Annotated in this window: 19 protein-coding genes; 9 read left to right on the top strand and 10 right to left on the bottom strand. The window is 72.6% G+C overall.

Annotated elements, in window-relative coordinates; genetic code table 11:
• Nucleotides 1-68 precede the first annotated feature (68 nt).
• Both OG559_RS17375 and OG559_RS17380 read right to left on the bottom strand, forming a co-directional pair.
• Nucleotides 69-917, bottom strand: a complete 849-nt coding sequence (locus OG559_RS17375) for an ABC transporter permease (protein ID WP_396670057.1) — start codon at nucleotides 915-917, stop codon at nucleotides 69-71.
• Complete coding sequence (locus OG559_RS17380) at nucleotides 917-1,762, bottom strand: ABC transporter ATP-binding protein (RefSeq protein ID WP_405105057.1); 846 nt, start codon at nucleotides 1,760-1,762, stop codon at nucleotides 917-919. Before OG559_RS17380 ends, OG559_RS17375 begins: the two co-directional genes overlap by 1 nt.
• Nucleotides 1,763-1,912: 150 nt before the next feature.
• On the opposite strand from OG559_RS17380, the gene OG559_RS17385 reads away from it, so the two are divergent.
• A complete protein-coding gene (locus OG559_RS17385) occupies nucleotides 1,913-3,919 on the top strand; it encodes a protein meaA (RefSeq protein WP_405105059.1) in 2,007 nt (668 codons plus the stop codon).
• A gap of 21 nt (nucleotides 3,920-3,940) precedes the next feature.
• Here the strand turns inward: OG559_RS17385 and OG559_RS17390 are convergent, their stop codons facing one another.
• Together OG559_RS17390 and OG559_RS17395 are read right to left on the bottom strand one after the other, a co-directional pair.
• Complete coding sequence (locus OG559_RS17390) at nucleotides 3,941-4,237, bottom strand: DUF1540 domain-containing protein (RefSeq protein ID WP_405105061.1); 297 nt, start codon at nucleotides 4,235-4,237, stop codon at nucleotides 3,941-3,943.
• A 93-nt stretch (nucleotides 4,238-4,330) separates the two neighbouring features.
• A complete protein-coding gene (locus OG559_RS17395; protein WP_405105063.1) occupies nucleotides 4,331-5,011 on the bottom strand; it encodes a polysaccharide deacetylase family protein in 681 nt (226 codons plus the stop codon).
• Between the two features lie 1,222 nt (nucleotides 5,012-6,233).
• On the opposite strand from OG559_RS17395, the gene OG559_RS17400 reads away from it, so the two are divergent.
• Nucleotides 6,234-6,830 carry a hypothetical protein gene (locus OG559_RS17400; RefSeq protein WP_405105065.1) on the top strand — a complete coding sequence of 199 codons (597 nt, stop codon included), beginning with the start codon at nucleotides 6,234-6,236 and terminating at the stop codon, nucleotides 6,828-6,830.
• Between the two features lie 97 nt (nucleotides 6,831-6,927).
• Here OG559_RS17400 and OG559_RS17405 read toward each other — a convergent pair whose 3' ends face one another.
• Entirely contained in the window at nucleotides 6,928-7,545 is a 618-nt protein-coding gene (locus OG559_RS17405) for a DUF4126 domain-containing protein (RefSeq protein WP_387015774.1), read from the bottom strand.
• 71 nt (nucleotides 7,546-7,616) lie between these two features.
• Between OG559_RS17405 and nucS the strand changes: the two genes are divergently transcribed.
• Nucleotides 7,617-8,276 (top strand): endonuclease NucS, encoded by a 660-nt coding sequence (gene nucS, locus OG559_RS17410; RefSeq protein WP_350884471.1) that lies wholly within the window; start codon nucleotides 7,617-7,619, stop codon nucleotides 8,274-8,276.
• A 97-nt stretch (nucleotides 8,277-8,373) separates the two neighbouring features.
• Here nucS and OG559_RS17415 read toward each other — a convergent pair whose 3' ends face one another.
• Complete coding sequence (locus tag OG559_RS17415) at nucleotides 8,374-9,876, bottom strand: aldehyde dehydrogenase family protein (protein ID WP_405105067.1); 1,503 nt, start codon at nucleotides 9,874-9,876, stop codon at nucleotides 8,374-8,376.
• 368 nt (nucleotides 9,877-10,244) lie between these two features.
• On the opposite strand from OG559_RS17415, the gene OG559_RS17420 reads away from it, so the two are divergent.
• From OG559_RS17420 to OG559_RS17445, 6 genes are all read left to right on the top strand, one after another.
• Nucleotides 10,245-10,667, top strand: coding sequence for an FHA domain-containing protein (locus tag OG559_RS17420; protein ID WP_405105068.1), 423 nt, complete (start codon nucleotides 10,245-10,247; stop codon nucleotides 10,665-10,667).
• A gap of 142 nt (nucleotides 10,668-10,809) precedes the next feature.
• Nucleotides 10,810-12,600 carry a 3-hydroxyacyl-CoA dehydrogenase family protein gene (locus OG559_RS17425; RefSeq protein WP_405105069.1) on the top strand — a complete coding sequence of 597 codons (1,791 nt, stop codon included), beginning with the start codon at nucleotides 10,810-10,812 and terminating at the stop codon, nucleotides 12,598-12,600.
• A gap of 41 nt (nucleotides 12,601-12,641) precedes the next feature.
• A complete protein-coding gene (locus OG559_RS17430; RefSeq protein WP_405105071.1) occupies nucleotides 12,642-13,136 on the top strand; it encodes a SigE family RNA polymerase sigma factor in 495 nt (164 codons plus the stop codon).
• A complete protein-coding gene (locus OG559_RS17435; RefSeq protein ID WP_405105073.1) occupies nucleotides 13,133-14,209 on the top strand; it encodes a hypothetical protein in 1,077 nt (358 codons plus the stop codon). Before OG559_RS17430 ends, OG559_RS17435 begins: the two co-directional genes overlap by 4 nt.
• Before the next feature lie 104 nt (nucleotides 14,210-14,313).
• Nucleotides 14,314-14,595 (top strand): hypothetical protein, encoded by a 282-nt coding sequence (locus tag OG559_RS17440; protein ID WP_396670725.1) that lies wholly within the window; start codon nucleotides 14,314-14,316, stop codon nucleotides 14,593-14,595.
• Nucleotides 14,596-14,661: 66 nt separating this feature from the next.
• Complete coding sequence (locus tag OG559_RS17445) at nucleotides 14,662-15,462, top strand: alpha/beta hydrolase (protein ID WP_387015786.1); 801 nt, start codon at nucleotides 14,662-14,664, stop codon at nucleotides 15,460-15,462.
• Nucleotides 15,463-15,526: 64 nt separating this feature from the next.
• On the opposite strand, the gene OG559_RS17450 is transcribed toward OG559_RS17445, so the two are convergent.
• The 4 genes from OG559_RS17450 to ccrA form a co-directional block, all read right to left on the bottom strand.
• On the bottom strand, nucleotides 15,527-16,600 hold the full coding sequence (locus OG559_RS17450) for an AI-2E family transporter (RefSeq protein WP_405116739.1): 1,074 nt from the start codon (nucleotides 16,598-16,600) through the stop codon (nucleotides 15,527-15,529).
• Between the two features lie 337 nt (nucleotides 16,601-16,937).
• A complete protein-coding gene (locus tag OG559_RS17455; protein ID WP_405105075.1) occupies nucleotides 16,938-19,025 on the bottom strand; it encodes a hypothetical protein in 2,088 nt (695 codons plus the stop codon).
• A 176-nt stretch (nucleotides 19,026-19,201) separates the two neighbouring features.
• Nucleotides 19,202-20,467 (bottom strand): cell division protein DivIVA, encoded by a 1,266-nt coding sequence (locus OG559_RS17460; protein WP_405105077.1) that lies wholly within the window; start codon nucleotides 20,465-20,467, stop codon nucleotides 19,202-19,204.
• A gap of 315 nt (nucleotides 20,468-20,782) precedes the next feature.
• Nucleotides 20,783-22,138 carry a crotonyl-CoA carboxylase/reductase gene (gene ccrA, locus OG559_RS17465; protein WP_405105079.1) on the bottom strand — a complete coding sequence of 452 codons (1,356 nt, stop codon included), beginning with the start codon at nucleotides 22,136-22,138 and terminating at the stop codon, nucleotides 20,783-20,785.
• Nucleotides 22,139-22,152 lie beyond the last annotated feature (14 nt).

The raw sequence follows: 22,152 nt of genomic DNA on the forward strand, positions 1-22,152 counted from the left end.
CGCCGGACACAGAATCACCCCGCGTACGTGGGAACCAGTCTGCGAGGCTCCGACGGCTGCGGGGGACCTCAGCCGTCGCGCTTGGTGGTCCAGCGGAAGGTGGTGAGGCAGAGCACGAGGCCGATCACGCACCACAGGGCGAGGACGATGGCGACCCGGCCCAGCTCGAAGGACCCGGCCGGCTCCTGGGCGCCGAAGCTCTCCGGCAGGAAGACCGCCCGCAGCCCCTGGCACATCCACTTCAGCGGGAAGAGGGCCGCCACCTGCTGCATCCAGCTCGGCAGGTTGGTGAAGACGAAGAAGACCCCGGAGGTGAACTGGAGCACCAGGGCGATGGGGGTGACCACGGCGGAGCCGCTGCGCGCGGTGCGGGCCAGCGAGGAGATCGCGATGCCGCACAGGGTGCACGCGGTGACCCCGAGGAGGGAGACCCAGCCGAAGGTGAACCACTTGCCGGCCGTGCCGGGCAGATCCAGGTCGAACACGGCGACCGAGACGGCGAGCAGCAGGGCGGTCTCGGCGACGCTGATCGCCACCACCATGAGCACCTTGCCGGCGAACCACACCCACTTCGGCATCGGGGTGCCCCGGTAGCGCTTGAGCACCCCCCGGTCCCGCTCGATCGGGATCCAGATGCCGAGGTTCTGGAAACTCCCCGTCATCAGGCCGGTGGCGATCATGCCGGTGATGAAGTACTGCGTGTAGCTGACGCCCGGGGCGATCTCGTCGCTGAAGATGGCCGCGAAGATCAGGATCATGATGATCGGGAAGCCCATCGTGAACACGACGGATTCCCGGCTGCGCATGAACTGGGTGATCTCCAGCCGGCCCTGGCGCAGGGCGAGCGCGCCCGCCCCGAGCCGGCGGGCCGGTGCGGCGGGGTCGACCGGGGCCGCCGGCCTGGTGGTGGTGGTCATCAGTGTCCGATCATCTTCAGGTAGACGTCTTCCAGGGTCGGCCGGGTCACCGTCAGCCCGGGGACCTCGCCGCCGAAGCGCGCGGCCAGCTCCGCCACCAGGCGCGTCGGCGTCGCGCTCTCCGCGGTCTCCACGGCCCCTTCGGGGGTACGCCAGGAGACCGTCGCCAGGGACTCCTGCCGGTTGCCGAGGCGGTTCGGCGGGGCCACCTCGACCAGCCGGCCGGCGGCGATCACCCCGACCCGGTCGGCCAGCGCCTCGGCCTCGTCCAGATAGTGGGTGGTGAGCACGATGGTGGTGCCGGCGGCGGTCAGGTCCCGGATCAGCTCCCAGAACTCGCGCCGGGCCTCCGGGTCGAAGCCGGTGGTCGGCTCGTCCAGGAACAGCAGCTCGGGGCGGCCGATGATGCCGAGCGCGACGTCGAGGCGGCGCTTCTGCCCGCCCGAGAGGGTGTGCGTGCGGGCCTTCGCCTTGGCACCCAGGCCGACCCGCTCGATGACCTTCGCCGGGTCGTCGGCGTCGGGGTAGAAGCCGGAGAAGTGCGAGACCAACTCGGCGACGGTCAGTTCGTCGAACTCGCCGGTTCCCTGGAGCACGATGCCCACCCGGGACCGCCAGTGCGGCCCGGGGCGGGCGGGGTCGCTGCCCAGCACGGAGACCTCGCCGGCGTCGCGCTGCCGGTAGCCCTCCAGGATCTCCACCGTGGTGGTCTTGCCCGCGCCGTTCGGCCCCAGCAGGGCGAACACCTCGCCGCGGTGGACCGCGAGATCCACGCCCGCCACCGCGACGTTGTCGCCGTACGCCTTGCGCAGCCCCCGGACGGAGATTGCGAGCTCGTCATCCATGCCGTCAAGTGTGCGTCGTGCGGGCCGGTCAGCGGCGCCCGGGGTGCCGGCCGTCCCGCACGTTCCGGTGCTGTTCAGTCCGCCGCGTCCCATAGACCTGTGCGGTTTTTCACCAACCCAGGTGACTTAACGGTAACTTAGACTCCCGCCATGGACGAGAAGGCTCCCCCCGGCCGGCTTCCCGAGCGCGAGCGTCCGTGGGTGATGCGCACCTACGCCGGGCACTCCTCGGCCACCGCGAGCAACGCGCTCTTCCGCCGCAACCTGGCGAAGGGGCAGACCGGCCTGTCGATCGCCTTCGACCTGCCCACCCAGACCGGGTACGACCCGGACCACGAGCTGGCCGCCGGCGAGGTCGGCCGGGTCGGCGTGCCGGTGGCCCACCTCGGCGACATGCGGGCCCTCTTCGACGGCATCCCGCTCGCCGAGATGAACACGTCCATGACCATCAACGCGCCGGCGATGTGGCTGCTCGCCCTCTACGGCGCCGTCGGTGCGGAGCAGGGTGCCGAACTGGCCCGCTGCGCCGGGACCACGCAGAACGACATCATCAAGGAGTACCTGTCCCGGGGGACGTACATCTTCCCGCCGGCCGCGTCGCTGCGGCTGACCGCCGACGTCATCGCGTACACGCTGCGGGAGATGCCCCGGTGGAACCCGGTGAACATCTGCTCGTACCACCTCCAGGAGGCCGGCGCGACGCCGGTGCAGGAGGTCGGCTTCGCCCTGGCCACCGCCGTCGCCGTGCTCGACGCGGTGCGCGACGCCGGCCAGGTGCCGGCCGAGCGGATGGGCGACGTGGTCGCCCGGATCTCGTTCTTCGTCAACTCCGGGGTGCGCTTCGTCGAGGAGATCGCCAAGATGCGCGCGTTCGGCGCGCTCTGGGACGAGATCACCCACGAGCGGTACGGCGTCACCGACCCGAAGCAGCGCCGGTTCCGGTACGGCGTGCAGGTCAACTCGCTCGGCCTGACCGAGGCCCAGCCGGAGAACAACATCCAGCGGATCGTGCTGGAGATGCTCGGCGTCACCCTGTCCCGGGACGCCCGCGCCCGCGCGGTGCAGCTCCCGGCCTGGAACGAGGCGCTCGGCCTGCCCCGGCCGTGGGACCAGCAGTGGTCGCTGCGCATGCAGCAGGTCCTCGCGTACGAGTCGGACCTGCTCGAATACCCGGACCTGTTCGCCGGCTCGCACGTGATGACCGCGCTGGTCGACGGGATCGTCACCGGGGCCCGGGCCGAGCTGGACACGGTGCTGGAGATGGGCGGCGTGGTGGCGGCCGTCGAGACCGGGTACCTCAAGAGCGCGCTGGTCGGCTCGCTGGCCGAACGCCGCCGCCGGCTGGAGGTCGGCACCGACGTGGTGGTCGGCGTCAACCGGTTCACCGAGACCGAGTCGTCGCCGCTGACCGCGTCCGGTGCCGAGGCGATCGAGCAGGTCGACCCGGCGGTCGAGGCGGCGGCCGTGGCCTCCGTACGCGAGTGGCGGTCCGGCCGGGACGGCGCGGCGGTCGACGCGGCGCTCGACCGGCTGCGCGCGGACGCCGTGACCACCGCGAACCTGATGCCGGCGACCCTGGCGTGCGTGCGGGCCGGGGTGACCACCGGCGAGTGGGCCGGCGCGCTGCGCCAGGTCTTCGGCGAGTACCGGGCGCCGACGGGGCTGGCCGGCGCGCCGACCGGGGTGAGCGGCGACAGCGGCCTGGCCGCCGTCCGGGAGCGGGTTGCCACCACCGCCCGCGAGCTGGGCGCTGGCCGGCTGCGGCTGCTGGTCGGCAAGCCCGGCCTGGACGGGCACTCCAACGGCGCCGAGCAGATCGCGGTACGTGCCCGCGACGCCGGCTTCGAGGTGATCTACCAGGGCATCCGGCTGACCGCCGGGCAGATCGTCGCCGCCGCCGTGGAGGAGGACGTCGACCTGGTCGGCCTGTCCGTGCTCTCCGGCTCGCACCTGGACGCCGTGCCGGCGGTGCTGAACGGCCTACGGGCCGCCGGCCGGGGCGACCTGCCGGTCGTGGTCGGCGGCATCATCCCGCCCGGCGACGCCGAGGCGCTTCGCGCCGCCGGGGTGGCCCGGGTGTTCACGCCGAAGGACTTCGCGCTCACCGGCATCATCGACGACCTCGTCACCGTCGTCCGCGCCGCCAACGGCCTGTGAGAAGGGTCCTCGGTACGTGTGTCAGCGGACGTCGTACGTCATGCAGTCGGCCATGTCGTTGTCGGGGCCGACCCGGATCGCCGGAGCGTGGCACTCCAGCTGGGAGTTGTGCCGGCAGTCCGACCGCTGACACGCGCCCACCTGGGCGATCAGCGTCTCGATGCCACCGCGGACCGGCATCTCGACGAAGGTGTGGCAGTGGGCGTGGTCCGCGCTGCCGATCGTGATGGCGAACGCGTGGCAGTCGCCGGTGTTGTTGTAGGCGCAGGCCGCGACCACGCATTCCTGGACGCGGGGCATCTCCATCGCCGTAGTCATGACGACCTCCTCTGGTTCTTGTCGACTCCTCTCCGACATTAGGCTTTTGTCACATTTGATGTTGATGATTGGTCAGCCCGGACCCTGCCGTGGTCAACCGGCGGGGCGGGGCGGCGTCGCCGCCAGCACCTCGGAGAGCGGAGCCGGGGTGAGACCCCGGTCGGCCAGCCCGGCCAGGATGCGCGGCAGCGCCTCGTCCGTCATCGGGGCGTTCGCCTCGGTGACGTGCAGGACCACGACGGAGCCGGGGCGTACCCGGGACAGCACCGCGTCGACGATCGGCCGCCAGGACCGCGCGAACGGGTCGCCGCTGACCACGTCACCGTCCACCACCGTGACGCCCAACGGTGCCAGCTCGGTCAGGGCCGTGCGATCGTGGCAGAGCCCGGGGAAGCGGAAGTACCGGGTCTGCCGCCCGCCGTACGGGGCGATCACGTCGAAGGTCCGGGCCACGTCGGCCGCCATCCGCTGCCGGGGGATCGTCGGCAGTTGGTAGCAGTCCGCGGTGAAGGCGAGATGGCCGTACGTGTGGTTGGCCAGCTCGAAGCGCGGGTTGGCGGCCAGGCGACGGGTGACGTCGGGGTACTCCTCGACCCACTTGCCGGTCAGGAAGAAGGTGGCCGGCACCCCTTCCCGCTCCAGCAGGTCGATGATCGCCAGGTTCGCGTACGACCGGACCGCGCCGCTGCGTAGTTGGTGCCGCATCGCGTCGGTCATGTCCGCGTCGAAGGTGAGCGCCACCTTGTCGCCGGTGCGCGGTCCGTGGTCCACCACCGGCGGCCGTCGTCCGACCCGGCTCGCACCCGGCACCGTCGCCCCCGGGTCTGGTCGGCCGCTCGGCACGGGTGACGGTGCCGGTTGTCCGGTCGGCTCCGCCGACCCCCCTGCCGGGGCGGTACGTGGACTGCCGGAGGTGGCTGCCGCCCCCGAGGGCGCTGGTGCCCCGAAGATGGCGGCGTGACCCGTTTCGCGTAACGGGGTAGGTGCGGCCAGCAGGGCGGCAACGCCGGTCAGGGCAGCGAGCGTCGCCACCAGGGGAACGCGGGATTTCTTCACGGACACTGCCAGATGATCCCAACGAACACCCTGACCCGCTGACCCGCGGTGGTCGAGAGGTTTGTGTCAGGGGCGCCCCGAACCGGACACAACCTCTTTGATCATCCCGCCCGAAGCCCATTCACCTTCCGGGAATCCCGTTCCGCTCCTTGCGGATGACCCGAGATCCTGGCGGAGGCGGTCCGCCGGTAGCCGGCCCGGCCCAGCCAGGGTCCCGGTCTGGCCGGTCCTCGGCCATGTCCCCTCTCCCGCACATGCCCCGGGAGGTCGCCGCCACGCCGCCCCGTACACCGGGCGGTCGGGCGGCGGCCTGACGAATGCCCCCACCCGGGCGGGGACCTGCCATTCGGTCCCTATGGAGCTGCCCCGTTTGTGCTCCCGCTCCATCGACAGCACAAACGGGGCAGCTCCATAGGGACCAACGCAGCGCAGTGCCGACCCGGCAAGGGCCGAGGCTGACCAGGAAAGGCCGACCCGGCAAGGGCCGAGGCTGACCAGGAAAGGCCGACCCGGCAGGGGCCGATGGTGTCGGGAGCGCGCGCATCCCGTGGGGCCTGCCAAGCCGGAGACCCGCACGACTTTGCCGGGGACCTGGGCTGGGCCGGGGCGGGGCGGGGTGGGGTGTTTGGGGGTTTTGGGGGGTTTGGGGGTGTGGCCGGGGGCATCCGGTCGGCGGAACATCGGGCGGGACGGGGTCGTTACACATGGCAGACGATCGAGTAGCGCACGCCGCTGCTGAGCTGCCCGAACCCCCGTGACCCCGTCGGGGAATGCGGGCCGGCCGCCGGTCGTTACACATGGTCCCGCCGCCACCAGCACCCCCCGGTGCGGTGAGCGATGACTTCCCCCCTTGATCTGTTGGGCGCCTCGACGTGGTGCTCACACCCCCGCCCCTCCCCCGGGGCGGCGTGTGTGTCGACCCCCGATTGGAGACACCCCCATGAACACGATCATGCGTAAGAGCGTTCTCGGAATCGCCGGTCTCGCCTTCGCCGGCGGCGTGTTCGCCGGCCCCGCCACCGCCCACGCCACCCCCACCACCGAGTCCACCCCCACCGCCGTCGTCGCCGTGCAGGCCGAAAAGCCGGTTGTCGACAAGGCCAAACTGATCCCGCACGGCGTGCAGGGCGACCAGTCCCGCATCGACCTCAACGCCGAGCAGACCGCCAACGTCAAGGCGATCATCGCCGCCACGAAGAAGGCCGACATGGACGAGCGAGCCGCCGTCATCTCCATCGGCACGGCGCTGCAGGAGTCGAAGCTGGAGAACCTGGGCCACCTCGGCGACCGCAACGACCACGACTCGCAGGGCCTGTTCCAACAGCGCCCCACCTCCGGCTGGGGCACGGTGGAGCAGATCACCGACCCCGAGTACTCCACCCTCGCGTTCCTCAAGGGCCTCAAGCAGGTCGACGGATGGCAGGACATGCCGCTGACCAAGGCCGCCCAGACCGTCCAGGTGTCCGCCTACCCCGACCACTACGCCCAGTGGGAACAGCAGGCCGCCGACCTCGTCGCCGAGCACTGGAACAGCTGACCCCACCGAACAGCCAACCGGCCGGGCCCCCGACAAGGGGACCCGGCCAGTGGCGTCTGCGGGAACGAAGTCCAGGGCTCGTGAGGTGGGTGGGTGATCAGACGCGGAAGCCGGCGGCGCGGGCGGCCTGGCGCTCGCGGCGGCGGCCCTTGCGGCGGCGAAGGAACCAGAAGAGGAAGAGGACGAAGCCGACCAGGAAGGCCAGCACCAGCACCGGCAGGATGATCGCGACCAGGGACATCACGATGCTGGTGGCGTCCTCGGCGGTGCTCGCGACCGGGGCGCCCACACCGGCGGTGGTCGCGTTGATCACCGGGCGGGCGGCGGACTTGAGCAGGTGTACGCCGAGGGCGATGAGCACGCCGGTCACCACCGGCACCCACTGGCTGGACGAGAAGAAATGGCCGGGGTCGCTGACCGTGACCGTCTCGGAGCTGGAACCGGCACCGAAGGCCAGCCCGCCCGCGGTCGGCCGCACCACTGTCTGGACGACGTCGTTGACGTGGTCGACGACCGGCACCTTGTCGGCGACGACCTCGACGGTGAGCAGCACCGCGAGGATCACCATGACCCAGCCGTTGCCGAGCCACTGCCAGCCGCTGGGAAGGTCGATCAGGTCGGTGTAGCGGGCCAGCAATCCCATGGTGAGCAGGGGTATGTAGGCGTTCAGGCCCGCCGATGCGGCGAGCCCGGTACCAGTGAGCACTTCGAACACCGTCTCAGCATGGCACCGCCACGCCAGTGCCGCTCGACGGCGGAGGTTGGGGTCTCCGCTACCCTCGTCGGGTGCGGCTGGTGATTGCGAAATGCTCGGTGGACTATGTCGGACGGCTCTCGGCTCACCTGCCGCTGGCCACTCGCTTGTTGATGGTGAAGGCGGACGGGTCGGTGTCGATCCATGCCGACGACCGGGCGTACAAGCCGTTGAACTGGATGAGCCCGCCCTGTCGGCTGGAGGAGGCCCCCGGCGTGTGGCGGGTGGTGAACAAGGCCGGCGAGGAGCTGCGGATCACCCTGGAGGAGATCTTCCAGGACACCTCGTACGAGCTGGGCGTCGACCCGGGCCTGCGCAAGGACGGCGTCGAGGCGCACCTGCAGGAACTGCTGGCGGCCAACCCGACCGCCCTGGGCGAGGGGTTCACCCTGGTCCGCCGGGAGTACATGACGGCGATCGGGCCGGTGGACCTGCTCTGCCGGGACGCGGCGCAGGGCGCGGTCGCCGTCGAGGTGAAGCGGCGCGGCGAGATCGACGGGGTGGAGCAGCTCACCCGCTATCTCGAGCTGATGAACCGCGATCCGCTGCTCGCCCCGGTCAGCGGCGTCTTCGTCGCCCAGGAGATCAAGCCGCAGGCCCGGGTGCTGGCGACGGACCGGGGCATCCGCTGCGTGGTGGTCAACTACGACAAGCTGCGCGGTATCGAGCGTGACGAGTTGACCCTGTTCTGATCGCCCCCCGACCGGCCGCCGGCCCGCCCCGGTCAGCCGCCGAGCGCGCGGCTGGCGCGGCGGGTCAGCGGCGCGAGCCGGTCAGTGGCCGGGCGGGTCAGCGGCGGCGACCGTACATCAGCTTGGTGACCTTGATCAGGCGGGCGACGTCGGCCGGGGTGCGCTCGAAGGTCATCGCCGGCAGCAGCGACCGGGCCCGGCGGCGGGTGACCGCCTTGGCCCGGCCGAACTCGCGCAGCCCGTCCTCGCCGTGGATCCGGCCGAAGCCGGAGTCGCCGACCCCGCCGAACGGCAGGGTGGACATCCCGGCGAAGGTCAGGGTGGAGTTCACCGCGGCCATCCCGGAGCGCAGCCGCCGGGCGATGGCCACCGCCCGCCGCCGGCCGAAGACCGAACCCCCCAGGCCGTACGGGAGGGCGTTGGCGCGGGCTACCGCCTCGTCGGCGTCGCGGACCCGGTTGATGGTCAGCGTCGGGCCGAAGGTCTCCTCGCGGACGGCGGCGGAGTCCTCCGGCACCTGCACCAGCACGGTCGGGTGCACGTACGGCGGCCGTACCGCGTCCGCGCCGCCGAGCACGGCCTGACCGCCCCGGGCCAGCGCGTCGTCGATGTGCCGGCGGATCACGTCGAGCTGGGCGGGCATGGTGATCGGGCCGATGTCGGCCCCCTCGGCGCCGACGGTCAGCCGGCCGGCCCTCTCCACCACCTTGCTGACGAAGGCGTCGAAGACGGGCTCCACCGCGTACACCCGCTCGATGCCGATGCAGGTCTGGCCGGCGTTGGTGAGCGCGCCCCAGACGCACGCCTCGGCTGCGGCGTCCAGGTCGGCGTCGCTGTCGACGATCATGGCGTCCTTGCCGCCGGCCTCCAGCAGCACCGGGGTCAGCGACTCGGCGCAGGCCGCCATCACCTTCCTGGCGGTGGCCGTCGAGCCGGTGAAGGCCAGCTTGTCGACCCCGGAACGGCACAGCGCCGCCCCGACGTCGCCGAGGCCGTGCACCACGGTGAACACCGGATGCTCCGGCACCACCTCGGCGAAGGCGTCGGCCAGCCACTGGCCGACGGCCGGGGTGTATTCGCTGGGCTTGAGGACGACGGCGTTGCCGGCGGCGAGCGCGTACGCCGTGGAGCCGATCGGCGTGAAGACCGGGTAGTTCCACGGGCCGATCACCCCGACCACCCCGTACGGCACGTATTCCAGGTGGGCGGAGAACTCGGCGAGGATGAGCCGGGAGCGCATCCGGCGCGGCCCGAGCACCCGGCCGGCGTTGCGGGCGGCCCAGTCGATGTGTTCGATCGCGGTGAGCACCTCGACGATGGCGTCGGGGACGGGCTTGCCGCCCTCGGCGTGCACCAGCTCGGACAGCTCCTCGATCCGCCGGGCCAGCACGCCGCGCCAGCGCAGCAGCCGCTCCCGGCGGCCGGTGAAGCCGAGCCCGGCCCACCAGGCCGCAGCCTCCCGGGCCCGGTCCACCGCCGCCGCGACGTCGGCCGCTGCCGCGACCGGCAGCCGACCCACCTCCGCGCCGGTGGCGGGGCTGGTCGACACCAGCCGACCGTCCTCGATGACCGGGGCACCCGGGACACGCACAGCCGTCATGGCGGAAGTCTAGACCCGGAAGCTACCCGCTGGTAGGTCCCCGGTGGCCCGGAGAACCAGGTGCTGAAGAGCCAGGTGCCGGAGAACCGGGGTGCTGGAGAGCCAGGTGCCGAAGAGCCGGGTGCCGGCAGCCCGGGAGGCCGGCGTCGCGCCACCCGGAAGCCACCCCCCGGACGGCCCGAGGGCCGGTGGCGTCGACGGCGCCGAAACCCGACTGGCGGGACGGGCCGGATGGCTCTGGCGGGAGCCGAACCGGCTAACCGGAGATGACCGCGTGGGGTCGCGGAGGTGACCGGCCGGTGGTGGGGACGGCTACCACGTGATGGCACGCTGACGCCGGGACACCGGTGGCTGGAGGCTGACCGTCCATGGAGGATCTTCCGGAACTGATGCCGCTGCTGACCGTGGCGGGCGGGCCGATGCGTGGGGCGAGCTTCCGGCTCCGCACGGAGCCGCAGGTGATCGGCCGCGCGTCGACGGTGGACATCGCCGTCGACGATCCGCACCTGAGCCGTCGGCACGCCAGCGTGCGGTTGACCGTCGGCGGGGTCACGTTGGTGGACCTGGGATCCACCAACGGCACCTGGCTCAACGACCGGCGGATCGACGGGCCGGAGCAGCTCTCCGACGGGGACGTGATCCGGCTGGGCCGTACCGAGCTGCGCTTCTTCGACCCGGGTCTGGCCCGGACCGACCCCGTCGGGCTGCGGCTGAGCCCGGTTGCCCGGAACCGTGACCGCCGCCCCACCCTCCCGCTGCCGCTCGCCGCCCCGCCCGCCGCCCGCACCTGAGGCCGCCGACCTCGACAGCGCCGACCGCGCCCACCTCGTGAAATACCCCACCGTGGCTCGACAACTGAACGTCACATGGCAGACTCGCGCGCATAACCCTAGTGACCGTTCAGCGGTCTCGTGGAGCACTGGGAGGCCGGTCGTGGCGCGCGAGTTCACCAGCGTGGGTGTCGTGGGGCTGGGCACCATGGGCGCGGGGATCGTCGAGGTCTTCGCGCGCAACGGCATCGACGTGGTCGCGGTCGAGATCTCCGCCGGCGCCCTGGAGCGCGGCCGGGCCAACCTCACCGGATCGACCGACCGGGCGGTCGCCCGGGGCAAGCTCGCCGAGGCCGACCGGGACGCCCTGCTCTCCCGGGTGGACTTCCAGGTCGGCCTGGACGCGCTGCACTCGGTGGACCTGGTGATCGAGGCGGTCCCCGAGCACCTCGACCTCAAGCAGCGGCTCTTCGCCGAGCTGGACCGGATCTGCCGGCCCGAGACGATCCTGGCCACCAACACCTCCTCGCTGTCGGTCACCGAGATCTCGGTCGCCACCGGGCGGCCCAACCAGGTCATCGGCATCCACTTCTTCAACCCCGCCCCGGTCATGAAGCTGGTCGAGGTGGTCCGCACGGTGGTCACCTCCGCCGAGGTGGTCGCCGACGTGGAGGCCCTCTGCGCCCGGCTCGGCAAGGTCGACGTCACCATCAACGACCGGGCCGGCTTCATCGCCAACGCGCTGCTGTTCGGCTACCTCAACCACGCCGTGGCGATGTACGAGTCGCACTACGCCACCCGCGAGGACATCGACGCCGCCATGAAGCTCGGCTGCGGCCTGCCGATGGGCCCCCTCGCCCTGATGGACCTGATCGGCCTCGACACCGCCTACGAGATCCTGGACACCATGTACCGGCGGGGCGGGCGGGACCGCCGGCACGCGCCGGTGCCGCTGCTCAAGCAGATGGTCACCGCGGGGCTGCTCGGCCGGAAGTCCGGCCGGGGCTTCTACACCTACGAGCGGCCGGGCTCGCCGAAGGTCGTACCGGACGAGCGGACGCCGACGGCGGCGGGGCCGGCGCTGGCCGACGGCGCGCGGGCCATCGCGAAGGTCGGGGTGGTCGGCTCCGGGACGATGGCCACCGGGATCATCGAGGTCTTCGCGAAGGCCGGCTACGAGGTCGTCTCGGTGACCCGGGGCGCGGAGAAGTCCGCGAAGGTCTGCGAGGCGGTCAAGACCTCGCTGAACAAGGGCGTGGTGCGGGGCAAGCTCAGCGAGCCCGACCGGGACGCCGCCCTCGGCCGGGTCACCTGGTCGGCGACCCTGGACCACCTCGCCGACGTCGACCTCGTCGTCGAGGCCGTGATCGAGGAACTGAGCGTCAAGAAGGCCCTGTTCGCCAGCCTCGACGAGATCTGCAAGCCGGGTGTCGTGCTCGCCACGACCACCTCCTCGCTGCCGGTGATCGACGTCGCGATGGCCACCCACCGGCCGGCCGACGTGGTGGGGCTGCACTTCTTCAACCCGGCGCCGGTCATGCCGCTGGTGGAGATCGTGCGGACCATCCGCACCTCCGAGGAGACCACCGTCACGGCCCGCGCGGTCTGTGCGGCGCTGGGCAAGACCGGCGTGGTCTGCGCCGACCGGTCCGGCTTCGTCGTCAACGCGCTGCTCTTCCCGTACCTGAACGACGCCGTGCGGATGCTGGAGGCCAGCTACTCCACCGCCGACGACATCGACCACGCGATGAAGCTCGGCTGCGGCTACCCGATGGGCCCGTTCGAGCTGCTCGACGTGGTCGGCCTCGACGTCTCGCTGGCCATCCAGCGCGAGCTGTACCTGGAACTGCGCGAGCCCGGCTTCGCCCCGGCCCCGCTGCTGGAGCACCTGGTCACCGCCGGCTACCTGGGCCGCAAGACCGGGCGCGGGTTCCGCGACCACACCCGCCGCTGAGCGGGTAAACGCCGGGAGCCGCCGGCCGCGTCTTCAGGGATGTGACCTTCGAGGAGTACGTCGCCACCCGCGGCCCGGCGCTGCTTCGGCTGGCCCGGTTACTTACCGGGGACGAGCACCGGGCCGAGGACCTGACCCAGGACGTGCTGGCGCGCGCGTACGTGCACTGGCGGCGGATCGTCCGCGCCGACCGGCCCGACGTGTACGTGCGCCGGATGCTCGTCAACGCCAACCACTCGTGGTGGCGGCGCCGGTCCAGCCGGGAACTCGCCACGTCGACCTTCGCCGAGCAGCCCCAGCGGGGTGACCTGGGTGGGGAGTCGGCCGACCGGGACGAGATGTGGCGGCTGATCGCCGCGCTCCCGAACCGGCAACGGGCCGTGCTGGTGCTGCGCTACTACGAGGATCTCGACGACGCCACGATCGCGCAGATCCTGGGCTGCTCGCCGGTCACCGTCCGCACCCACGCGATGCGGGCGCTCATCCATCTTCGGGAGCGCTGCGGCGTCCCGACGACGAACGGGAGCCGGCCGTGACCGACCTCGACCAACGGATCACCAGCGCCCTGCGGGAGCGTGCCGAGAGCAATGTGGACACCGATCGGCTGACGGCCGGCGCGGTGACCCGGGGACGCAGTCGGGTCCGTCGTCGCCGGGCCGTCGCCGGCACGGCGCTCGGTGTAGCGGCCCTGCTCGGCGTCGGTGTCGCCACCGGCCCGATCGGCCTGCCCTTCCCGGGCCAGCCGGCCACCTCGACCGCCTCCGCCGGGGGGGCCGTGGCACCGCCCCCGGCTGACGGTGTGCCGGGCGCGGCGGCCCGGCCCGACCAGATCGGCGCCGACCCGGCCGTGCTGCACTTCGGCGTCGCCCCGGACGGCCCCCGGTACCTGTCCTGGGCGGTCCAGGACGGGGTGGAGAGAGTTCGGGTCGGCGTTGGCGGTGACCGGACGGTGACGGTGGAAATCGCTGGGTCCGCCGGACGGCTGCTGGCGACGTCCGTCGACGGACTGCCGATGGCGACGTCCGTCGACGGACTGCCGATGGTGGTGGCGGCGCCGGAGAGGCCTGGGGCCTTCGCCGGGGCGGTCACCCACGAGACCGTCTCCGGCAAATCGATCTGGCTCCGGCACTGGCAGCCGGCCCCCGGGGTGTACGCCCGGGCCAGCGTGACCGCCGAGAACCACCAGGACCTCCTCGACGTGGCCCCCGCGCTGCGGCTGGACCGGGCCTACCGATGCGCCGCTCCGGTACAACTGACCGCCCTGCCTGAGGGTGCCCGGGTCGTCGGCTGCGAGGTGACGTTGGCGAACTTCCCGGCCACGTTCTCGGCGTCTCTGGTGCTCGCCCGAGGGCAAGCGGACCGGATGCGTGTCGAACTGGGCTACGACAACGACAGCGCCGGCACTCGCGCAAAGGGCAACCGGACGATCGGGGACCGGCCCGCCTACCTGTCCCCCCAGGGGGATCAGCTGGAGCTGCTCGGGTTGCCCAAGGCGCACCTCGTTGCCTCGTTCGGCGGGTCGTACCGGGGGTTCACGGAGGCCGACGCGACGAAGGTGCTCGGCGGGGCTCGAGTCGCCGAGGACCTCACCCGGCCCGAGACCTGGTGATCACGCCGGGCCGCCCCGGGAGGGGGCGGCCCGGCGGTCGGCTCGTACGCTTGGTGACCGTGAGCCCTCGTCGCAACCGCCCCCGCCGGGACGAGCACGTCCAACTGAACGCCGACCAGGCCCGACACGGCGTGCCCACCGTGCAGCAGTGGCGCGACGGCGACTGGCAGGTGCGCGGAATCAGCGGCGGGGCGTCGGCCAAGACGTACCGCTGCCCGGGTTGCGACCAGGAGATCCGCCCGGGGGTGGCGCACCTGGTGGCCTGGCCGGCGGACGACCGGGGCGACCTGACCGACCGCAGGCACTGGCACAGCGGCTGCTGGCGGGCGCGCGACCGGCGCGGCCCGGGGGTCCAGCGTGGCCGGGGCGCCCCCCGGTACGGCTGAGCGATCTGGATCACCCCGTTTCCGCCCCGCCGGGCGCAGACGGCGGTGGCGCGGGAGACTGGGACGGTGAGCACACCGATCCGCGCGTCGTCGATCCTGCCCGGGCACCGCGAGGACATCGAGCTGCACACCGCAGACGGTCTGCGGCTCGTCGGCGAGCTGGCCCGGCCGGTGGACCGGGAGCCGGTCGGCACGCTGGTCTGCCTGCACCCGCTACCCACCCACGGCGGGATGATGGACAGCCACGTGTTCCGCAAGGCGGCCTGGCGGCTGCCGGCGCTGGCCGACCTCGCCGTGCTCCGGTTCAACACCCGGGGGACCAGCAGCCTGCGCGGCACCAGCGAGGGCGCGTTCGACAACGCGGCCGGCGAGCGCTTCGACGTGGCCGCCGCCATCGAGTACGCCGAGTTCGCCGAGCTGCCGAACATCTGGCTGGTCGGCTGGTCGTTCGGCACCGACCTGGCGCTGAAGTACGGCTGCGACCCGGCGGTGGCCGGGGCGATCCTGCTCTCCCCGCCGCTGCGCTTCTCGGCCCCCGACGACCTCACCCACTGGGCCGAGAGCGGCAAGCCGCTGACCGCCCTGGTGCCCGAGTTCGACGACTACCTGCGCCCCGACGAGGCCCGCGAGCGCTTCGCGGCGGTGCCGCAGGCCGAGCTGGTCGGGGTGCCCGGCGCGAAGCACCTGTGGGTCGGCGACGCCGAGACCGTGCTCGACGAGATCGTCCGCCGGGTCAACCCGGCCGCCCCGCTGCCCCTGCCGCGCACCTGGGACGGCCCGATCCAGACCGGCGACGTCAGCGCGTACGCCGACCGGACGGTCGCGTCCTTCGCCGACACCCCGGTCCCCGGCCCGCGCGCGGACTGACCCGGCCGCGCCGGAGCCGGCCGACCTGCCGACGCCCCGGGGCTCCCGGTGTTCGGGGCGTCCGTCAGCGGGCGTCCTGGCGGGGGAGGACCACCTCGCGCAGGATCAACTGGAGGGCGGCCACCAGCGGGATCGCGACCAGCGCGCCGACCACGCCCAGCAGGGACACCCCGAGCAGCGCCCCGAGCAGGGCGGCGACCTCGTTGACCTCCACCGATCGGCGCATGATCTTCGGGTAGATCAGGTAGTTCTCCACCTGCTGGTACAGCACGAAGAACACGACGCAGGCGATCCCGACGGGCAGGCTGGTGGCGAAGCCGACCAGGCTCACCACCACCGCACCCAGCGTCGCGCCGATCTGCGGGATCAGGTCGGTCACCGCGATCACCACCGCCAGCGCGAACGGGTACGGCAGCCCGACGATCAGCGCGAACACGAAGGTGGTCACGCCGGCCAGCACGGCGATGCTCAGCGCGCCGACCATGTACGCGCCAACCTTGGCGAGGATCTCGTCGCCGATCAGCTGGACCCGACGGCGACGCGAGCGGGGCACCAGCGAGTACCCGACGCGGCGCAGCCGGTCGAACCAGGCGAGGAAGTAGATCGTCAGCACCAGCACGGTGAGCGCCCGGAAGAGGGTGCCGGCGATCAGCTGCGCGCCGCCGAGCACCCCGCCCAGCGCCCGGCCGATTGTCTTGGCGTTCGCCGCCGCCTGGACCTTCTCCATCACGTCGAACCGCACGACGAAGTCGTTCACGGCCTCGTTGCGGCGCAGCTCCTCCACGTAGTTGGGGAGCTGCTCGACGAACTGACCGGACTGGGTGACCACGGGCGGCACCAGCGCCACCAGGCCGCCGACGATCAGCAGCAGCACGGTCAGCGCCACCGTCGCCACCGCCAGGCCGTTCGGCAGTCCCCACGAGCGCAGCCGGACCACCGCCGGGTTGAGCCCCACGGCCAGGAACAGCGCGATGACCACCAGCACGAGGATGCCGGCCGAGTTGCGCACGCCGAGGAACACGGCGTACGCCAGCAGCACGCCGAGCGCACCGGTGAAGCCGACCAGGAAGCTGTTGCGACGCAACGGACGCCCCGGCGGCCCGAACCGGCCGGAGCCGGTGGCGACCTCGCCGGGCACCTCGAAGTCACTCGCGTCGGCGTCACTCGCGTCGACGTCGTCGGTCGGCTTCCGGCCTCCCCGCCTGTCGGCCGGGGTGTCGCGTGGCGGGCGGTCGTCGGTCGGGGCCGCTGCGGTCGTCTCGTCGTCCGGTGGGCTACCGCCTACCGGCGCGTCCTGCGTCACCGGGCCTCCTCCGCGCGCTCCGGTGCCCCGACCGGAGACCCTCTCCCGGGCCCGCGGACGTCGCCGGGCACGCGGGCTCCTGCCCGGGAGGGTAGTGCCTGGTGATACCAGGGCCAACCCCCGCTCACCAGGCCCCGCAGGCCCGGTCGCCCGGAGCCACCGGTGGGCCCGCTCACTCGGCCTCGATGGTCACCTTGCTCGGCTTGGCGCTGCGTTCGTCGGTGGTCGGCTTGGTCGGCCGCTTGCCGTTCTCGCCGGTGCTGGTGATCTTCGTGGGGGTGGGCTTCCGGCCTCCCTCGCCGGGCACCGCGGCCACCGTCGGCTCGCCGTCGACCCCCGCGCTGGCCGCCCCGCCGTCCACGGTGGTGACCGGCTCGGCCACCGGTCGGGCCCTGACCGGCCCGGCGTCGTCGGCCGGCGCGGCCTTCGCCGCCCCCGCGCCGGCGGTCGCCTTGACGGCCCCACCGCCGGCGGGGCCGGGGCCGGGCGTGGCCTTGGCGGCCGGACCGGGGCCGCCGGCAGCCATCGCCGGGGCGGTGCCGTTGTGGGCCGCCGCCGGCACTTTGCCGTCGCCGGTCCTGACCGGCCCCGCGCCGTCCAGGCTCGGCGTGACCAGGGTTGGGCCGGTGGCGTCGCCCGGCAGCCGCGCGCCGGCCAGCTGGTGGCGCAGGTCGAGCATCTGCTGCTGGAGCTCGTCGGACTCCTGCCGGGACTGCCAGGTCTCCTGCCGCAGGTCGGCGAGCTGCTGCTGGGCCTGGGCGATCTCGAGCATCACCTGGGCCAGCTGCTGGCGGCCCGAGGCCACCTCCTGCTGGGTGGCCGCGAGGTGCTGCTGGGTGGTGGCCAGGTGCTGCTGGGTGGTGGCCGCGTACTCCTCGAACTGGCGGCGGGAGGCGGCCACGTGCTCGTCGGCCTTGCGGCGCTTGTCGGTCGAGTCGGTTTCGGCCCGGCCCAGCAGGGTGGCGGCCTCCTCCTCGGCCTGCTGGCGCATCGTCAGGGCGTCCTGCTCGGCGGCGCGCCGGATCTCGGCGGCACCGCCCTCGATCTCCGCGCGCCGGGCGGTGTACTGCTGCTCCAGCTCGGTCTGCCGGGTGGCGTGCTGCTCGTCCAGTTCGCCCTGCCGGGTGGCGTGCTGCTTGTCGAGCTCGTCCCGGCGCTTGGCGTACTCCTGTTCGACGCTCGCCTTACGCCCGGCCAGCTCGCGGTCAGCCACCTCCCGCCGGTCGTTGACCTCCTTCTCCACCCCGGCCCGCCAGGCGCCCAGCTCCTGCTGGGTCTGGGCGCGCGACTGCTGCACGTACGCCTCGGTCTCGGTGCGCATCCGCTGCACGTACGCCTCGGTCTCCGCGCGCTGGTGCCGGGTGGCCTCGGCTGCCTGGGCGGTGAGCCGCTCGGCCTCCTGCTGGGCCCGGTCGCGGTTGCCCTTCGCCGCCGCCTCGGCGTCGTCGGTGATCCGCTTGGCCTCCTGCAACGCCTTCGCGTGGGTGGCCCGGCCGGCCTCGGTGGCGGAATCGGTGAGTCGCCTGGCCTCCTGCTGGGCCTTGGCGTGCACCTCCTTGGCCGCCTCGCGGAGCTGGGTGGCCTCCTGCTGGGCCTTGGCCAGGACCTCCTTGGCCGCCTCGCGGAGCTTGGTCGCCTCCTGCTGGGCCCGGGTGTGGATTTCCTTGGCGGCGTCCCGGAGCTGGGTGGCCTCCTGCTGGGCCTTCGCGAGGGCCTCCTGGGCAACCCTTCCGAGCCGGGTGGATTCCTCCTTGGCGGCCCTGAGCGTGGCGTCCGCCTCGGCGCGGCGGCCGGCGCTGTGCCGCTCCTCCTCGGCCCGCCGGGCGGCGAGGGCGATCTCGAAGTCCTTGAGCGCCTGGGCGGCCTGCTCCTTGGCCTCGGCGACGATGTGCTCGGCGGAGGCCCGCCGGGCCTCGATCTCCTCGTTCGCGGCGGCCAGGATGTCGTCGGCCTGCTCCTCGGCGAGGCCGAGGATCTGTTCGACCCGGGGGCCGAGGTGCCGGAACGAGGCCCGGTCCACCACCCCCACCTGCTTGCGCACCTGGGCGAGGTCGCGTTGCAGCACCTCGACCTGCCCGGCCAGCTTGTGGATCTGTGTGTACGCCTGTTCCCGCTCGGCCGCCAGGGTCGCGATCTCGTGCTCCGCACGAGCGACGTACCGGTCCACCTGTCGTTTTTCGTACCCCCGCAGGGCGGACTCGAAGCTGGGCTCCGTGGTCACATCCCCGCCGAGGGCGAACAGTTCCTCGCCGCGCGACATGCCCCCATCCTCACACGCATCAGGCTCGGCTGGGGCGATACGGGCGGCCCGGATGGGAGGTACTTCACAAACGCCACCGACAGCGGTGTCAAGGGCTGGGAAACGCATACGGCGCGGGGTTGAACCGGTCACCCGGTGTCACCCCGCGCCGTGTCATGCCCCGGCCGTACGGTCGCTCAGCCGGCGGGCTCCGCAGTCACCCGCTCGTCCTTGGCGTCCACCTTGGCGGCCGCCGGCTTGGCCTGCGCCGGCGCCGGCGCCGACGGAATGCCCGGCACGATGCCGGCGAGGCCGGAGAGCATCTGCCCGAGCTGCGAGGTGACGGCGTCCTTCTGGCGGGTGAGGTCATCGACCTCGCGGCGGGCGGCCTGGGTGGTCAGGTCGGCCTCGGTGCGGGCCTCGGTGAGCAGCCGCTTCGCCTCGGACTTCGCCTCGTTGAGGGTCTTCTCCGAGAGCGACTTGGCCTTCTCGACCGTCTCGTTGGCGGTGCGCTCGGACTCGACCCGGCGGGCCTCGGCGCGCTGCTCGATCTCCTTGGCCCGCTCCTGGGCGGCCCGGGCCCGCTGCTCGGCCTCGCCGACCAGCTTCTGGGTCTGCGTGACCTGGGCGGCGTGCCGCTCGGACTCCTCGCGCTCGGACTTCTCGCGCCGCTCGGCGAGCTGGAGCTCCAGGGCCTGCAGGTCCTTGTCGCGCTTGTCGCGGGCGTCGGTGAGCAGCTTGGTCGCCTCGGCGCGCTTCTCCTCGGCCTCCCGCGCCGCCTTCGCCCGCTGCTGGGTGATCTCGCGCTCGGCGGTGGCGCGCAGGGTGGCGACCTCCCGCTCGACGGTCGACTTCAGCTCGGCGACCTCGTGCGCGGTGACGGTGCGCAGCTGCTTGGTCTCCCGCTCGGCGTCGGCGCGCAGGGTGTCCGCCTCCCGGCGGGCCTGCACGCGGACCTCGGCGGCCTCCCGCTCGGCGGCGGTGCGGGCGCTGCCGGCCTCGCGCTCGGCGGTGGCCTTCATCGCGGCAGCCTCGGCGCGCGCCTTGTCGGTGATCTCGCGGGCCTCCAGGCGGGCCGCGGAGAGAATCCCCTCGGACTCGCGCTTGGCCTCGTTGCGGTGGTCGTTGGCCTGCTCCTCGGCCAGCCGCAGGATCTGCTCGACGCGGGTGCCCAGGCCGGAGAGGGTCGGCCGGCTGTTCTCCTCGAGCTGCTTGTTGGTCTCGGTGAGCTTCTGCTCCAGCGCGCTCTGACGCTGCTCGGCCTGGCGGAGCCGACGCTGGGCGTCGTTCATCCGCTGCTCGGCCTCGGCGCGGGCCTGCTCGGACTGGGTCAGCGCGGCGGTGAGTCGACCGATGAAGTCATCGACCTGCCCAACGTTGTATCCGCGCAGGCCAACGGTGAAATCTGGCTGCGAGTTCGCGTTATCGAAGAACGCAAGAGGGGAGGACTGCTGCTGGGGCATTGGGACATACTCGCAGACGCCCCGGGGTGTTTCGCAAGAGCGGTGCGGGGCTTTCGTGTCCTCTTTACATGGTCAACTGGCCGCTGTCACCCGGCCCGTGTCGACGGCGATCTTGGCAGCTCCCGGCCGGGTCGGGCGGTCGGCCGGCCGGGCGGGCAAAGGGCCGCGCGAACACTCCGCGACCCTTTGTCGACTCGTGGCGTTATCACGCGAAAGGAGGGCCGATGACCCTTGTCGAAAGGCAATGCGCGGCCACCGCAATGGCCGGCCGGGCATCCCCCGGACGGCCCGGGTGCCGTGCGGCGTCCGGACGGCTCAGCGACCGCGGAACCGGTTGATCGCGTCCTCGTGCCGGGAGCGCAGCTCCGGGTCCCGCACGCCGAGGCCGTCGGTCGGGGCGAGGCAGCGCACCCCCACCTTGCCCTGGTGCTGGTTGCGGTGCACCTCGTACGCGGCCCGGCCGGCCTGCTCCAGCGGGTACGTCCTCGACACCGTCGGATGGATCTGGCCGAGCGCCACGAGCCGGTTGGCCTGCCATGCCTCGTGGTAGTTGGCGAAGTGGCTGCCGACGATCCGCTTCAGGTGCATCCAGAGGTAGCGGTTGTCGAACTGGTGCTGGTAGCCGCTGGTCGAGGCGCAGGTGACGACGGTGCCGCCGCGCTTGGCGACGTAGACGCTCGCGCCGAAGGTCTCCCGGCCCGGGTGTTCGAAGACGATGTCCGGGTCCTCGCCGCCGGTCAGCCCCCGGATCCGTTCGCCGAGGCGCCGCCACTCGTCCGGGTTCTGGGTGTGCTCGTCGGACCAGAACCGGAACCCCTCCGCCGCCCGGTCGATCACCAACTCGGCGCCCATCCGCCGGCACAGCTCGGCCTTGTCCGGGGAGGACACCACGCAGATCGGGATCGCGCCGCCGTTGAGCGCCATCTGGGTGGCGTACCCGCCGAGGCCGCCGGAGGCGCCCCAGATCAGTACGACGTCGCCCTGCTTCATGTTCGCCCCGTGGTGCGAGACGAGCTGCCGGTACGCGGTGGAGTTGACCAGCCCCGGGCTGGCCGCCTCCTCCCAGGTCAGGTGGCGGGGCTTGGGCATGAGCTGGTTGGCCTTGACCACGGCCAGCTCGGCCAGGCCGCCGAAGTTGGTCTCGAAGCCCCAGATCCGCTGCTGCGGGTCGAGCATGGTGTCGTCGTGTCCGGCGGCGTCCTCCAGCTCCACCGACAGGCAGTGCGCCACCACCTCGTCGCCGGCGGCCCACTTCGTCACCCCGGGCCCGGTGCGCAGCACCACGCCCGCCGCGTCCGACCCCACCACGTGGTACGGCAGGTCGTGCCGGGCGGTCAGCGCGGAGATCCGGCCGTACCGCTCGAGGAACTTGAAGGTGGGCAGCGGCTCGAAGATGCTGGTCCAGACGGTGTTGTAGTTGATCGCGCTGGCCATCACCGCGATCAGCGCCTCGCCGGGCGCCAGCTCGGGGGTCGGCACCTCCTGGACGTGCAGGGACTCGCGCGGGTCCTTGTCCCGGGTGGCCAGCCCCTCGAACATCCGGGCCTGGTCGGCGCGCACCACCACGCCCCGGTAGCTCTTCGGCACGGGAAGGCCGGCGAGGCCGGCGAGCTGTCGCCCGGATTCGTCGGAGCCCTCCACCGCCATGATCGCTTCGAGGATGTCCTGCACGGTGACCTCCCGTT

Source organism: Micromonospora sp. NBC_01405 (genome assembly GCF_045040155.1).
In the GTDB taxonomy this organism is placed as follows: Bacteria; Actinomycetota; Actinomycetes; order Mycobacteriales; family Micromonosporaceae; genus Micromonospora.

Bases quoted from the DNA above. Each gene is read 5' to 3' on its own strand.
- OG559_RS17375 (WP_396670057.1), bottom strand. From the start codon at position 917: ATGACCACCACCACCAGGCCGGCGGCCCCGGTCGACCCCGCCGCACCG.
- OG559_RS17380 (WP_405105057.1), bottom strand. From the start codon at position 1,762: ATGGATGACGAGCTCGCAATCTCCGTCCGGGGGCTGCGCAAGGCGTAC.
- OG559_RS17385 (WP_405105059.1), top strand. From the start codon at position 1,913: ATGGACGAGAAGGCTCCCCCCGGCCGGCTTCCCGAGCGCGAGCGTCCG.
- OG559_RS17390 (WP_405105061.1), bottom strand. From the start codon at position 4,237: ATGACTACGGCGATGGAGATGCCCCGCGTCCAGGAATGCGTGGTCGCG.
- OG559_RS17400 (WP_405105065.1), top strand. From the start codon at position 6,234: ATGAACACGATCATGCGTAAGAGCGTTCTCGGAATCGCCGGTCTCGCC.
- OG559_RS17415 (WP_405105067.1), bottom strand. From the start codon at position 9,876: ATGACGGCTGTGCGTGTCCCGGGTGCCCCGGTCATCGAGGACGGTCGG.
- OG559_RS17420 (WP_405105068.1), top strand. From the start codon at position 10,245: ATGGAGGATCTTCCGGAACTGATGCCGCTGCTGACCGTGGCGGGCGGG.
- OG559_RS17455 (WP_405105075.1), bottom strand. From the start codon at position 19,025: ATGTCGCGCGGCGAGGAACTGTTCGCCCTCGGCGGGGATGTGACCACG.
- OG559_RS17460 (WP_405105077.1), bottom strand. From the start codon at position 20,467: ATGCCCCAGCAGCAGTCCTCCCCTCTTGCGTTCTTCGATAACGCGAAC.